The 14,281-nt window shown below is 54.6% G+C and carries 12 protein-coding genes; 4 read left to right on the forward strand and 8 right to left on the reverse strand.

All coding sequences use genetic code 11. The annotated features are described in order from the left end of the window. Positions 1 to 15: 15 nt before the first annotated feature. From V0288_RS15330 to V0288_RS15345, 4 genes are all read right to left on the reverse strand, one after another. Positions 16 to 393 carry a response regulator gene (locus V0288_RS15330; RefSeq protein ID WP_332865999.1) on the reverse strand — a complete coding sequence of 126 codons (378 nt, stop codon included), beginning with the start codon at positions 391 to 393 and terminating at the stop codon, positions 16 to 18. Between the two features lie 186 nt (positions 394 to 579). Beyond that, the gene (locus V0288_RS15335; RefSeq protein WP_332866000.1) at positions 580 to 2,493 is read right to left on the reverse strand and encodes a PAS domain S-box protein; all 1,914 of its coding nucleotides are present in this window, start codon (positions 2,491 to 2,493) and stop codon (positions 580 to 582) included. A gap of 285 nt (positions 2,494 to 2,778) precedes the next feature. Beyond that, on the reverse strand, positions 2,779 to 2,910 hold the full coding sequence (locus tag V0288_RS15340) for a hypothetical protein (RefSeq protein WP_332866001.1): 132 nt from the start codon (positions 2,908 to 2,910) through the stop codon (positions 2,779 to 2,781). After that, positions 2,873 to 3,604 carry a sensor histidine kinase gene (locus tag V0288_RS15345; RefSeq protein ID WP_332866002.1) on the reverse strand — a complete coding sequence of 244 codons (732 nt, stop codon included), beginning with the start codon at positions 3,602 to 3,604 and terminating at the stop codon, positions 2,873 to 2,875. Before V0288_RS15345 ends, V0288_RS15340 begins: the two co-directional genes overlap by 38 nt. Before the next feature lie 334 nt (positions 3,605 to 3,938). Here V0288_RS15345 and V0288_RS15350 point away from each other — a divergent pair, with 334 nt between their 5' ends. From V0288_RS15350 to V0288_RS15365, 4 genes are all read left to right on the forward strand, one after another. After that, a complete protein-coding gene (locus V0288_RS15350) occupies positions 3,939 to 4,427 on the forward strand; it encodes a hypothetical protein (RefSeq protein ID WP_332866003.1) in 489 nt (162 codons plus the stop codon). A gap of 27 nt (positions 4,428 to 4,454) precedes the next feature. After that, positions 4,455 to 6,662, forward strand: coding sequence for a heavy metal translocating P-type ATPase (locus V0288_RS15355; RefSeq protein WP_332866004.1), 2,208 nt, complete (start codon positions 4,455 to 4,457; stop codon positions 6,660 to 6,662). Positions 6,663 to 6,858: 196 nt separating this feature from the next. Beyond that, positions 6,859 to 7,140, forward strand: coding sequence for a DUF5132 domain-containing protein (locus tag V0288_RS15360; protein WP_332866005.1), 282 nt, complete (start codon positions 6,859 to 6,861; stop codon positions 7,138 to 7,140). A 373-nt stretch (positions 7,141 to 7,513) separates the two neighbouring features. Continuing rightward, a complete protein-coding gene (locus tag V0288_RS15365; RefSeq protein WP_332866006.1) occupies positions 7,514 to 8,635 on the forward strand; it encodes an EcsC family protein in 1,122 nt (373 codons plus the stop codon). A gap of 305 nt (positions 8,636 to 8,940) precedes the next feature. Here V0288_RS15365 and V0288_RS15370 read toward each other — a convergent pair whose 3' ends face one another. The 4 genes from V0288_RS15370 to hisD form a co-directional block, all read right to left on the reverse strand. Next, the gene (locus V0288_RS15370; RefSeq protein ID WP_332866007.1) at positions 8,941 to 11,199 is read right to left on the reverse strand and encodes an FUSC family protein; all 2,259 of its coding nucleotides are present in this window, start codon (positions 11,197 to 11,199) and stop codon (positions 8,941 to 8,943) included. 28 nt (positions 11,200 to 11,227) lie between these two features. Next, positions 11,228 to 11,902, reverse strand: a complete 675-nt coding sequence (locus V0288_RS15375; RefSeq protein ID WP_332866008.1) for a DUF1345 domain-containing protein — start codon at positions 11,900 to 11,902, stop codon at positions 11,228 to 11,230. 223 nt (positions 11,903 to 12,125) lie between these two features. Next, positions 12,126 to 12,650, reverse strand: coding sequence for a DUF1269 domain-containing protein (locus tag V0288_RS15380; protein WP_332866009.1), 525 nt, complete (start codon positions 12,648 to 12,650; stop codon positions 12,126 to 12,128). A gap of 349 nt (positions 12,651 to 12,999) precedes the next feature. Further along, positions 13,000 to 14,262, reverse strand: coding sequence for a histidinol dehydrogenase (hisD, locus tag V0288_RS15385; protein ID WP_332866010.1), 1,263 nt, complete (start codon positions 14,260 to 14,262; stop codon positions 13,000 to 13,002). Positions 14,263 to 14,281: the final 19 nt, after the last annotated feature.

Genomic DNA, 14,281 nt, shown 5'->3' on the forward strand with positions numbered 1-14,281 from the left:
CGATCGAGTCGCGTATTAATCGGGCCAGTTCAAGATCGATCGCGTCTGTCGCACCAACTCCGGCGCTGTAAAGGGTTTGGTAATCATGCCGGCGATCGGTAGTTTCGCGAATCGGGCGCGCTCGCCGGCCCCGGTTTTCGCGGTGAGGAGAATCACGGGGATCGATCGGGTGACGGGATTCTCTCGCATTCGATGGAAAGCGGTGATGCCATCCATCCCCGGTAGCATCACGTCGAGCAGGATCGCGTCCGGTTGTCGGCTTTCCGCGAGGGCGATCCCGGCCGGACAATCGGCCGCGATCAGGGTTTCCCAGGAAGTCAGCACTTTAAAAGTCACTTGAATCACTTGCCGGATACCCGGTTCGTCATCGATCACGAGAATACATTTGGTCATAGGGCAGGAGTCAGGAGTCAGGAGGCAGGAGGCAGGAGGCAGGAGGTGAGGGAGGGAAAAGGTGAAAGGGTAAAGGGTAAATGGTGAAAAGATTAAGAAAGCTCTTTTCCCTTTTCCCCTTCCCCTTTTCCCCCAAAAACCCCCCCCATCTTCCCATCTCCCCATCTCCCCATCTCCCCATCTCCCTCACCTCCCCATCTCCCTCGCGAGCGGTAGGGTGAAATAGAAGGTACTGCCTTGTCCTAGAATACTTTCGGCCCAGATCTGTCCCCGATGCTGTTGGATGATACCGCGACAGATGGCCAATCCCAAACCGGTGCCGCTTTTCTCGCGCGAGTCGGAGGTGTCTACCTGGGCGAATCGATCGAAAACCCGATCGAGTTGGTCTTCGGGAATGCCGCGCCCGCGATCTTTCACCTGAAAACGTAGCGCGTCCGGGGCGATCACCCGTTCCACGACGATATCGATCGTCGAACCCGCGGGGGAGAAACGGATGGCGTTACCGAGTAAATTGGTAAGAACTTGTACCAGGCGATCGAAATCGGCGTACACCGGACAATCGATCGCGGATATTGAAAAGGCTATCCCGGCACTCTCGGCCAGTTCCTTGACCTGCGCGATGGCGGTCTCGATCAGCTTGACGGGAGAACAGGGTTGTTCGTGTAGTTGCAGTTTGCCCGATTCCAATCGTTCGAGATCGAGGATATCGTTGACGAGACGTACCAGGCGATCGACTCCGAACGCGGCCGCTCGGATCATGTTCCGGCCGTCCTCGGAGACCGGATCGACGAACCGCCCGTCCAACAAACTCAGCGCGACCTGGATCGAGGTGAGAGGGGTTCGTAACTCGTGACTGACCATCGAGATAAATTCGTTTTTCAGGCGCTCCAGTTCGTGGCGCTCGGTAATATCGTCGCCGATCGAGATCGTGCCGATCGACTGTCCGACAGTATCTTTTAAAACGGTGTCGTTCCAGGCGATCAGTCGTTCCTCGCCGGATTCGGTGAGAATTCGATCCTCGTGGTGCGAGTACAAGGAATTCCCATCGAGTAATTCTTGAAAGTGTTTTTTCGAGTCCCGCCGTCGCGCCGGGGCGATAAAGTTCTCGAACCAGCATTTTCCCAGCACGTCCGTTTCCCGGTAGCCGGTAACTCGCCCGAAAAAAGGATTCACGTACTCGACATCGCCCCGACTATCCAACCCCACCACCATCAGTTGCACGCGTTCGAGGAGCGATCGCCAGCGTCGATCCGCTTCCCGTAGTTTCGCCTCGGTTCGCTTGCGATCGGTCACGTCGAGTACCGTTCCGAATAACCCGATCAGTTCCCCCCGCTCGTTGAAAATCCCCGGCGCGCCCCTCGCCTCCACGTAACGGATCTCCCCGTCGGGACGGATGATTCGCAGATCGACCTCGTAGGGCCGGCCCGCGTAGGAATCGGCGGTAATCCTTTCATGAAGCGATCGATCGTCCGGGTGAACGTAGGGAGCATCCCGCCCCCTAGGAGGGGACACACTAGGCTCAAGCCCGTGAATCCGATAGATTTCTTCCGACCAAACGACCTGACCGATCTCGCTGTCCCACTGCCAACTGCCGACGTGGGCGACTCTCTGGGCTTCCCGCAGGGCGAACTCGCTCCGGCGTAGTTTTTCCTCTACCCGTTTCCGCTCGGTCACGTCCAATACCGTACCGAACAGATAGAGCAATTCCCCGGCCGCGTTGAATATCCCCGGTTCCCCCCGCGCTTCCACGTAGCGGATCTCGCCGTCGGGACGGACGATCCGGAGATCGACCTCGAAGGGAAAACCCGCGCGGGCCCGATCGAGCAGTTCTCGATACAGGGACAGATCGTTCGGATGGATATACCGGAAAATCTCTTCCCCTCGCGGCGGGGAAGAGGCTGGATCGAGTCCGTGAATCCGGTAGGTTTCCTCCGACCAGATCGTGGTGTGGTTGAGGCGATCCCATCGCCAGCTACCGACGTGGGCGATCCGTTGGGCGGCGCGTAGGTCGCACTCGCTCTGGCGCAGTGTCTCGACCTCGGCTCGCAGGACTTCTAGTTCCGCGATTAGCTCCGCTTTCGTTCTCGATCGATCGTCCATTTTTCCCTTCTTTCGTTACCGATCGCCGCGCCCGGAGGGCCGAGTGCCGATCGCCCTCCCTTCTTCCAATATCGATAGGGTACAGAAATATTTAAACCAATCTTAGGATAGATGCGTATTGCTGTCATATCAATTTATCCGCGGGAACGATAGAGAGAACCCGATGGGCGGTTCGATCGGTAAACCTCCCGCGAACGCGAGAATCGAAAGTAGAATTTAACTTAAAACTTGAAATTTTTAAAATCTTTAAGAGAAAAATAAAAATTTTAGATTTCTAAAAGCTCTTTACTTCTCCTTTCTCCTCCTGCCTCCTGCCTCCTGCCTCCTGCCTCCTGACTCCTGCCTCCTGACTCCCGCCCCAACGAGAGATTTTTGATTGTTACAGGACGCGGGACACGTCCATCGGTAACGCGACATAGAAGGTACTGCCGCGGCCGACAACGCTCTCGACGTGTATCCGGCCGCCGTGTTGCCGGATTATCTCGTGACAGATCGCCAGTTCTAAGCCTAATCCCCCGTATTCGCGCGTATCCGAGGAATCTATTTGCTGGAACGGTTTAAAGAGCCGTCCTATATCCTCGCGAGCGATTCCAACGCCCCGATCGGCGATCGAGAACAGGGCGATCGCCGCCCCCGGCCCCTCTTCCGACGGAACGATCGTCACCGTCACCCAGATCTGACCGTCTCGCGGGGAGAATTTGATAGCGTTGTGAAGTAATCCTCGGAAAGCCCGTCGTAAATAACGCTCGTCCGTCACCAGAGGAATCGATTCTAAAATATCGAGGGAAATCCGGATCTGTCGCTCGTCCGCGAGCGGTTGTAGGGTTTGAACGGCCTGTCGGAGCGCGTCCGCGCCATCACCCGGCTGTAGGAACAGGAAATCTCTCCCGTGGGACAGTCCGTACCAATCGAGAATATTCTCGATCGCCCGGGTGAGGTGATCGGCGCTCTCGGCGGCCAGATCGAGGAGTTGACCGACTTCGGGGCGATCGTTAAGCGGTTGTCGCCGTAATAACCAGAGCGCTCCTTGAAGCGAGGTGATACGCGTGTAGAGTTCGTGGCTAAAAAGAGAAAATAACCGCTCGATCGAAGGTTCCTTCGCATTCGCCACACTCGGTTCTACCGGTCGAGAAGGATTCCGCTCGCTCATAATAGCCTGGTGAATACTGGTTTCATTCGGGGAGCGGTCAGATCATGAAGTGACTTCAACTAATGACTTTCCAGTTATAGATTACCCGGCAAAAGTAACAAACTAGGAACGAAAAGACTGTTTCTCGTGAATCGCCCGATCGATTGTCGCGGGGATCGGGATTTTTTCGTCGGGGGAATCGTCACTCGATTTGCACTTTTTTCCTTTATGCTTGCCCGTTAACGAGATCGATCGAAAAAAGATCGGGTTAGCGATCGAGCGAAATTTTCCGACCCGTAATCGATGGAATTATCCTATGTTAGTATCGCCTAAATCCTGCACGGCCGCTCTGGTCGGTACCGCTACCGTATTCGGCGCGCTGGTTCTTTCTCCGGTGCCGACAAAAGCGCAGGCGCCGAGTCTCGGTGACGGGATGATCTGCGTCGCGAGAGGGAAAACCAACGCGGGCGCGAAAATCTATTTTTATACCTCCGAGATCGACGATGATTCGATCGACCGAAAAGAACCGGTTTCCGTGACGATGGTACAGCCGGTCACGGACATCACCGAGGGAGAAGTAGTAGTTCTCGATAAAGAAAAACACTCGATCCTCATCGACGCTTTCGGCGCGGCCACTCCCCCGGCCATGCAACCGGTCGGATTGGCTCTCACGACCTATCAAGGCAATAACACATTTTCGGGAAAAAGTCAAGCGGGAACTCCTCTGAGTTTTAGCCTGAGCGAGAACAATCGCGTTTTTACCCTCCAGCACGCCGGCTCGACCTATACTGGAGTCTGTCATTAAAATCCACCCCGATTCCCCCGCGCGACCATGAGTATCACCGATCGACAGATTCTTATTGCCCATCCCGCGATCGTCCCCGAAGAACCGGCTTCCCTTCCCGAAAAGCGCGAGTTCGTTCGGGATTATCAACTCGTTCACGCGATTCAAGGGCGTTGGCGGGTGAAGAGCGCCCGTCTCCGTCACGATCCCGATTACGGGATGAATCTAGCCGGACTCTTGCAAGATAGCGAATTCATCGAGACAGTCCGCTATAACGAGGCGGCGGGTTCTTTAATTATCGAGTACGTTCCGGATGGAGTTTCCCCGGAGCGTCTGCGGGAATATATTCTCGTCGCGATGGAAGAGGCCGATCGGGGTTACTCGATCGCCCCCAAAGTCACCCCGGAATCCGGTCACGAGATTAACTACTGGGAGAGACTGGGAATTCCCGTCGGTAGTCTCCTCCTGGCGATCGTCGCGCTCCCCCTCGAACTGCCCCCGATCCTGGTGGGGGGATTGATTCTCGCGGCCTGTCTGCCCGCCTACGGTCGCGCCTGGGAGGGAATCCGCGAGGAAAAACAATTAACCGTCGATTTTCTCGATTCTCTGGCGATTACCCTGAGCGCGGTGCAGGGCCATTTTATCCCCCCCGCGTTCATGATCAGTTTAATCGAGGCCGGGGAAGTGATCCGGGACGTTACCGCTCGATCGAGCGAGCGTCAGACCCTCGATCTCCTCGATAGTCTCGGCAAATACGCCTGGATCGAGCGCGACGGCGTGGAAGTCCAGATCCCCCTCAAAGACGTGGAAGAGGGCAATCTCGTCATCGTCTACCCCGGCGATCTCATCCCCGTTGACGGAAAGATCGTGAGGGGTAGCGGACTGATCGACCAGCAGAAACTGACCGGAGAATCGGTTCCCGTCCACCGGGAGATCGACGATGAAGTGTACGCCTCTACCCTACTCGTCGAGGGACAGTTAGCGATCCTCGTCGAAAGGACGGGCAACAATACCCGCGCCGGTCTGGTGGTGGAACTGATGAAAGCGGCTCCTGTCCACGATACCCGGATCGAGAACTACGCCGCCAAATTCGCTAATATCGCCGTTTTACCGACTTTATTAATCGGGATGGGCGTTTTCGCGTTCACCGGGGATCTGGCGCGGGCGACCGCGTTAATCACCCTCGACTTCGGCACGGGAATCCGGGTATCGGTTCCCACCGCGGTACTGGCGGGATTGACCCACGCCGCGCGCACCGGGGTCTATATCCGTAGCGGACGGGCGATCGAACAATTGGCGAAAGTCGATTGCGTCGTTTTCGACAAAACGGGAACGCTCACCCAGGGGAACGCTTCCGTTACCGATATCCGACCCACCGCCGACGGAGTGACCCCCGAGGAAATTCTCACGCTCGCCGCCAGCGCGGAACAGGGCTTAACCCACCCGGTCGCCCACGCCATCGTGCAACACGCGCGCGATCTCGGTATGGCGACGATCGCCCCCGAGGAATGGGATTATCGGGTCGGTTTGGGCGTGGTCGCGGGCATCGAGGGACGGCAGATTCTCGTCGGCAGTAGTCGTTTCATGAAAACCGAGGGAATCGACATCAGCGCCAGCGAGAGCTTTAAAACGGGAGGTGTTTCCCTCGTTTACGTCGCCCGCGATGGCGTTTTAATCGGGGTGATCCTTTACGCCGACCCGATCCGTATCGAGAGTCCAGGCGTGATCTCCGAGTTACACGGGTGGGGCATCGAGACCCATATGTTAACCGGGGACGTGCAGAGAGTGGCGGAGGCCGTGGCGATCGAGTTGGGCATTCACGGGAACGAGGTTCACGCGCAGGCTTTCCCGGAACGGAAGGTAGAAGTGGTACGGCAGTTGAAAGAACGGGGCAAAACCGTCGCGTTTATCGGGGACGGGATCAACGATTCCGCCGCCCTCGCTCACGCGGATGTCTCGATCTCCTTCGCGGCCGGAAGCGATATCGCGCGGGAGACCGCGGACGTGGTGCTGATGGATGACGATCTCAGTGGTCTGACCCACGCGATCGCCCTCTCGAAGCAGGTGATGGAGATTATCTATCAAAACGCGCTGATCGTCGGGATTCCGAACTTGAGCGCCCTGGCGATCGGGGTTCTGTTCGCCCTCGATCCGGTCTTGGCGATTATCGTGAACAACGGTTCCGCGATCCTCGCCGGTCTCAACGGTCTACGTCCGGCGCTCGGAGAGGATAAGAAGTCTTATCGGGACGCTTAGGGAGATGGGGGAGTTTTGGGGGAAAAGGGGAAGGGGGAAAGGGTAAAGGCTATTTTTTATCCCGTCATCTTATATCCTTTGCTTCTAGCTCCCGCTTCTTGGCTCTTGGTGAATTAGCGAAGCGTAATCCACCCTACGGTCTTCCCCTCGGGATACCTTTTTATTTACCACTCAACAAAATCAACAAGAGGTTGTCATGGAAGAGTTATTGATTATCGGTGGTGTCGGTGTGGCCGGAATCATCGTTTTCGGTTCGGCGATCGCTCTGGTGAACCCGCAAGCGGGCGAGGCGATTTCGGAAACCGGCCGGACTCTGGCGAAAAACGGTTTGAAACTCGGTATGGAAGCGGTAGAAAAGGTTCAGTCCTCGATCGCCGAGGCCGGGGAGTCCTGGAACGACATCGTGGCGGAAGCGAAAGCGGAGCGGGAATCGGTCGCCACTAACTCGCGGGTTTCCCCGTCCGAAGACCACTCGTAATTCCTAACGTTCCCCCATCCGGGGGAATTGCGATCGCCAGCGGATAACGCGAGCTTATCCCCGATTAACGTGTTCGCGGGAAAAAATCGGGAGGAGGGGATCGGGCGATCGACTCGAAAAACACTCGATCGGTTATCGCGTAACCCTCGCTTCCCTTCTCCGTTCTTCGGGACGTTATTAAACCTCTTGTATAATTCGTCTTTGAACCTCTAAAAACTTCAAAACAAGATAAATAGGTTTTTTGTGCGATTTTTAACTATAAAATTTTTGATTTTTTCTCCTGACTCCTGGCTCCTGACTCCTGGCTCCTGACTCCTGACTCCTGGCTCCCTAACCAAACGAAAATTTTTGAATTTTGCGCGGATGTCTATTTATGGTGACAGCAGACTATCAGATCGTTCATGACATTCCGGGGCGCGTTCGCTTACGGGTTCCCGGATTCCGCCACGATCCCCGGTATACCCTGACCGTTCAGGGATTACTGGAAGCGATCGAACCCGTACTCGATACCCGCGTGGTTCCCGTTAACGAGACCCTGGTGATCCAATACGAACATCAAGCGCTCTCCGAAGCCGGATTCCGGCAGAAATTGACCGATATCCTGTCGCTCGCGCGAGATCCGGATTTTGACGGGCCGTTCAGCGTTCGGTGGCCGGGCTACCATTCTAGCGGCTTAACGCTCTACGAATTCGCCCGCGCCCGCGAGATCAAACATTGGTGGTCAGATCTTCCGGAGGGTCTGACTACCGCGGTCGCCGAAATCTCGGGTACGGTGGTGAAAATCCTCGAACCGCTACTCCCGGACTGGGCGATCGAGCGGGCGTTACGATCGATCGACCACCTCGCCCGAAAAGCCCCCGAAGCGTTGGATTTATGGCGATCGAAAGCCAAGGTCGCTCACCCTCGCGACCCCCGCGCCGTCTCGCTCGAAGAGTGTGATCGTCTGGTCGAGAAGATACGACAGGAAACCCTAGAATTCAGCATCGTCGAAGGCGCGATCTCCGGTCTGCTCGGGCCCGTCGGCGAGATTGCGAATGTTCCCGTTTTTGTCTTTCAAGCGCTCGAATCGATCCACCGGATCGGCTCGTGTTACGGCTATTCCCCCACGACCGAAGAAGAGCGGAATTTCGCCTACACGATTCTAGGCGCGGCCCTGGCCGCCACCCCCTCGGAAAAACGGCAGGCGGTGAAAAATATTCAAGAAAGTCACGCGCGCTTTTACCGGCAGGCTTTCGGCGATACCCTGACGGAATTCGGCTCGAAAAGCGCGGTCGGCTTGATGCGAGATCCGATTCTCGGTCAATTGGTCGTTTATCTGGCTCCAGGGGCGATCGTCGGGGCGCTCCTGATCGTGTTCGCGGTGTTTTTCGATCTCAATAAAGATTTCTTCCTCGATCGAGGGGTCATCGCTTCAGCCCGACACGCCTATCAATTGCGATGGTTATTGGATAACGGAAAACTATCTCCCGTTACCGGTGCCGAAGTCATTCAATAATTCGATCGAGATAAGGTAATCCCGATTTTCTGAATTTCTGGCTACAGTCGAGGAAAAAGAGGGAAATTTTATCGCCCGACCTTTTCCCAGAATCGTAACGTAGGGGCGCGAGACTCGCGCTCTTATTTTTTTGGAGAAAAATCGGTATTAACGTAAGTTGCTAGTTATAAATCCTAGCCAGCGATCCCCCTAAATCCCCCTTAAAAAGGGGGACTTTCCCTCATGTTCCCCCCTTTTTAAGGGGGGTTAGGGGGGATCGAAACTTTAGTTTAGATCGCGGACATTGTAACTAGCAACTTGGGCTATTAAGATTCATCGGGTGGGGGATTTCCCGACAACATCGAGAGAAATTCATTTCGGCTCTGGCTAAAGGAAGCGATCGAGTCGTAAATCAAATATAATTGCAAGGTAAAATTTAACTCGTCTGTTGTTAAACTATCTAAAAAACTTACATTATTTTCTGCATCGTCCAAAGGAGGGATTTGGAAAAGAGAATGAGAGCGAATAGCCCGATCGATCCGTTCAAAAATATCGTTCAGTCGGTGAATTCTTCCCAGTGTTCGCGTGGATAGCTCGACGGGCTGGGAACTTTGCACGATATAGCTAAAATAGAGGAGCGATCGATAGATCGGCTGATACGCTTCGATGAATTCCGTATCTTTTTGCTGTAGGGTCGATCGAGTGTAGCCCGCCGTCAATTTACCGATTAATTCGTGTTTTCGACTCGCGAGGTTTTTTTCTAGTAAGAAAACACTCCGTAAAGCTTTGCGTCCGAGTTGCTCTAAGTGTTGGCGATCGATATTTTCCGATCGATAAGCGGCAACGATGTCGGTAAACCAAACGCGCATCTCGTTCCACGCTGTTAACTGTCCTTTCTGTAAACGCGGTCGATCCGAGGTGGGTAAAACGAAAAGAGCGACGACAATTCCTACCATACAACCGAGGCCGATCTCGATCGCCCGCCATTCGATTAAATCTACCGATAGCGGTTTACCGACCGCCGCGAGAAAACAAACGTAGGCTACCTGTAGAAAAAAATAGGCGTAGCCATAATTATCCAACGCGGAGAGTAGATAAACGTAGGGAAAGATCGTCAGAAAAGCGGTGAAGAAAATCAGGGCATGATGTTGTCGGATCAGCGCGTAAATGGCTAGGGATGCGATCGCCCCGAACAGCGCGCCCCAGAATCGTCCCTCCGCTTTCCAGAGCGAAGTACCGATCGTATCCTGACTGACGATAAACGCGGAAAGAATAATCCATTCCCCGTGAGAGGGTTTTTTTAACACGTAAACGAGCGCCATCGCCAAAAGAATCGCGATCGCCGTGCGCGTGGCCCGTCGATGCACCGGATGATGGATATCGAAAATAAGGCGCGACGATCGCGGTAATTCCTCCTCGATCGATCGAGAGAGAATATCCACGGCACTTTCTTCCGCGAGGTCGCGTTTCGGTTCCAGCGTTAACTCCGCGATCGCGCGGATTTTCTCGAAGAAATTTCGGATCGCTGACCGGGTATTCTGTCGCCGGATTCGTGTCGCGGGAGGAACGGATCGATCGCCCGCGAATTCTTCTAAAGATCGATCGGAATTAGCATCGAGTAGCGGTGGGGATGCTAACGGCTGTCGGGAACTCGTTCTTTCCAGAAATTCGATCGCCCGCCGCCCCGATTCTATCAAACCCGACTGTAGTGGCGAGGGCAGAGATTCCGTAGATTGTAAGGTTAATAAACTGGTTTCCAGCGCGAGGATAGCCTCGAACAAGTCCTCGCCGGTCGCGAGCTTTTGACGGTAACGGGCGATCGAGCTTTTCGGAATTCGTTTCGAGCGCGTCATCTGTCTTAAGACTAGATTTTGAGCGGCTAGTAAGTTAGCGATCCTCCGATCGAGATCGTCATCCCGCGGATCGTCATCGGAATCCCGAGAATCCGTCGCGGGATTCCATCGATCGATAACCTGTTGTAGCCGCGTGGCTAACCGTCTGCCGACGCGTTCGTGTAGGGCGAGAAATACCGCGCGGGGACGGTAGGGAGCGATCGCGAAATAGCAAATATAAACGATCAGCCAACCTAGCGCGATATTCAATAACGTTCCGGGAAGTTGTTCGACGAGGGGATTACCGGCCACCGCGAGCAAGCAGAGAATCCACACGAAAAATCCCCCCGCGAAAGCCCGGCTAAACTGGGTCATATATTGCACCAGAAATCCCAGGACGATTAAAATCGCCCCCTGCCAGAGCGGTTGAAACCACGTCAGGATCAGTAAACTCGTACTCGATAGCACGATAATGAGCGAGCCGAACAGCGTGATGGGGCGTTCCGGGCGATCCCGTTCGTTCGTGGTGAGCGTGAAACATAAACTCGCCAAAACCAGTAGAGGCTTGGCGATTTCCGGGAAAAAATAAAGCCCCGTCGCCGCGATCGAGGTGGCTAGACAGGCATTACAGGCGCGATGAAAATAAACGGACCGCGGATCGTGAAGATCCAGTACGAGCGATCGGATCGTCTGAATTCGACGGGATACGGTGCGGATAAAGTCCATGAACCGTTCTCGGGCAAATGTTTTCACTAACTAGACAACGCTCGGGAAACGTTCCCTAGACCACGTTCGAGACCAAGTTAACCACCAGACCGAAAATGCAGGAAACGTAGATAAACGAGATAATCGCGTGAATCAGGGTAATGCGGCGCATTAATACGGAAGTTACCGAGATATCGGAGGTCTGATAGCACATGGCGATCGTGAAGGAGTAATAGAGAAAATCCCAGTAATCCGCCAGCCCCGGATTCGGAAACGTTAATCCACCAATATATTCCTTTGATTTCGCGTCATCGGCAGAAAATTTATCTAAAGCCCGCGGTTCTTGATAGTAAGCGCGCGCGTAGTGAAGCGCGAAATAGGTGTGGACGAACAACCAGGACAGAAAAATCGCCAACAGGGACAGACCCATGTGAAGGTTCGCCACGATCGCCGGTCGGACGCGAGAATTATTTAACATCAGGGCGATCGCCATCAGGGAAACGCTAGAGAAGAGTAACACCGCGCTCAGAACTCCCGTATTGCTCGGTTCGAGAGCGCGCGATCGTCGCATGGTCGCCTCCGCCGTCGAACGGAACATCATGATCGCGATCAGTACCAGTTGAACGGACACCCCCGCGACGTAGGCGAGGATAAATTGAAGATCCCAATACTCGCGGGGAAGGGGAAACCAATAATAGACGAGTACGGTTATGGCGATCGAAAGAAAAAGCCTCGCGCGCGGATGAATCACCTTATCTATCCAACTCGATCTCGAAAAACGGGACATGGCGACGATTCATTAAAAATTTAGACCGTAGACCGTAGGGTGGGAAGCGCGAAGCGTAACCCACCAGGAGCCGGGAGATGGGGGAGGTGAAAGGGTAAAGGATTAAGAAAGCTCTTTTCCCTTGTCCGGGGGATCTTTTCCCCGAAAAATTTCCCCATCCCCACCATCTCCCTAATTTCCCGTTCCTTTACTCCGCGGAAGCCTTCTGAATATCTGCCGCTTTTACCCCGTGTTTATCGAGAATCGCTTGTAATTCCGCTTCTTCGGTTTTCGTCAGCGAAGTGCGTAATACTTTGCCACCGTAGGGGGCGACTTCTTCGAGTACCTTGTCGGGGGTAACTTTTCTGACGAGGACGAACAGGGCCGAACTACCATTCGGTAGGGTCGCTCCCAGTTCCCGCATGAAATTATCGTTAACCCCGATATCGCTTAACGCGCCTCCCAACGCGCCACCGGCCGCGCCGAGAGCCACACCGAGTACGGGAGCGAAAAATAAAATCCCGATCAGTAAACCCCAAAAACTACCGCTCGATGCCCCCGCGGCGGCTAAATTCACCGCCTGTTTCAATTTCACCTTGCCATCGTCTTCCTTAACGACCACGGCGGCATCTTCGAGTTCGATCAGATATTCCCGTTGTAGTTTCGCGAGGGTTAGACGTACCTCCTCGGCTTTAAATTTGTCGTCGTAGGCGATCACGATCAAGTCGGCCATAATATTTTCCAGAATGTCAACGCTTTTTTGCCAACGTAGAGTTTACCTCGCCAAAGTGCAAAACTCGGAACAATCCTGTATCGGGGAATCCTCAAAAAGTGACCGATCGATACCGAATTTCCCCGAAATGGACAGACCCGCCGGTAATAGAGAAAGCGTTCAAAGCGACCTACCCGAAAAGATCGGTCCATCAGAGAAGACGATCGGCACCGGGCGTTTTTCGGTAAGAAGCTCGAACTTCCCACCCAAAACGCCCGTGAAAACCGATGAAATTAACGCGAATCTTCGTTCCCTCAATTCGTCCACCGATCGAGCGGATTAATCGACCCGATCGATCCCGTCGCGACGCTTATTCCCCGTCCCCCTCGACCCGACTCTGTATCGATTCCACGGCGGAAATAAAGCCCTCCGATCGGGCGAGCGTTTCTAGCGTATCCGACATTTTTTGGAAGGGATCGGCGGGATATTCGATGACGATCGAGGATTGTAGGAAATTCTCCACGGAGGTCGCGTTACATCCCAAATAATCGCCGATCGCCTTCGGGGTGGAAGCGCCCAGAAAGATCGTCCCCGTTTGTCGGATCGAGGGCAGAAGATCCCAGGGTTCCTCGACGATCAATTCCAGATGGCTGGGGGCGAAAGAATTGGACAACTCCACCGCGCGGGCGATCGAATCCACCACCACGATCAGACCGTAATGGGCGATCGCCTTTTCCGTCAACAATCGCTGGGGGTGTACCTGTAGCTGTTGGTGTACCCTTTCCTGAACCTCGGCCGCTAACGTCTTATCCGTCGTGAAGAGAATCGCCGAAGCCAGGGAATACTGTTCCGCCTGCGCGAGTAAATCCATCGCCAATCGACGGGGATTCGCCCGCTTATCGGCGATAATAACCAGATCCGAGGCGTTGTAAAGAGAATCCACCCGCACCCGATCGGCCACCAATTTTTTGGCCAACGTTACATAAAAATCGCCGATTCCGGCGATCGTATCGACCGGTTCGATCGTTTCCGTCCCGTAGGTCAGCGCGGCGATCGCTTGCGGCCCCCCCACCCGATAGATCTCGGAGATTCCCGCCTCCTGAGCGGCCACGAGAATCGCCGGATGGATTCTCAACTCCGCTCCGGGAGACGAAACCAGGATCACCCGTTTCACTCCCGCCACCCGCGCGGGGATCGCCTGTTGTAAAAGCAGGCTTAAATAGGCTCGATTACCGTCGGGAACGTGAATTCCCAGCGAGGCGATCGGTTGATAGCGTCGCGCGAATACCGTCCCGTCGTCGTTAAACTGTACCCACGGTTTCGGGAGACGCTGACGGTGAAAGGCTTCCAACTTCTGACAGGCCCGCTCGATCGCCCCCAATAACTCCTGGGAAACCTGTTGGTAAGCCGCGTCCAGTTCCGAACCGCTGACCTTGATCTGGTGGGGATCGAGAACCTGATGATAGAACTTTTCCGTATACTCGATCAGCGAATCATCCTTCCGAAGACGCACCTCGTCCACGATCTCCCGGACAAGAGACTCCTTCTGACGGATGTCCGGATCGTCGAACCGTTCCCGAATCCGTCGCAGTTCCGTTCTGGCTGACCACGGCTCACTGATAATTCGTAACATCGAGTTATCATCCCTCTAT

It is taken from the genome of Pannus brasiliensis CCIBt3594, from assembly GCF_036688125.1.
GTDB classification, from domain to species: Bacteria; Cyanobacteriota; Cyanobacteriia; order Cyanobacteriales; family Microcystaceae; genus Pannus; species Pannus brasiliensis.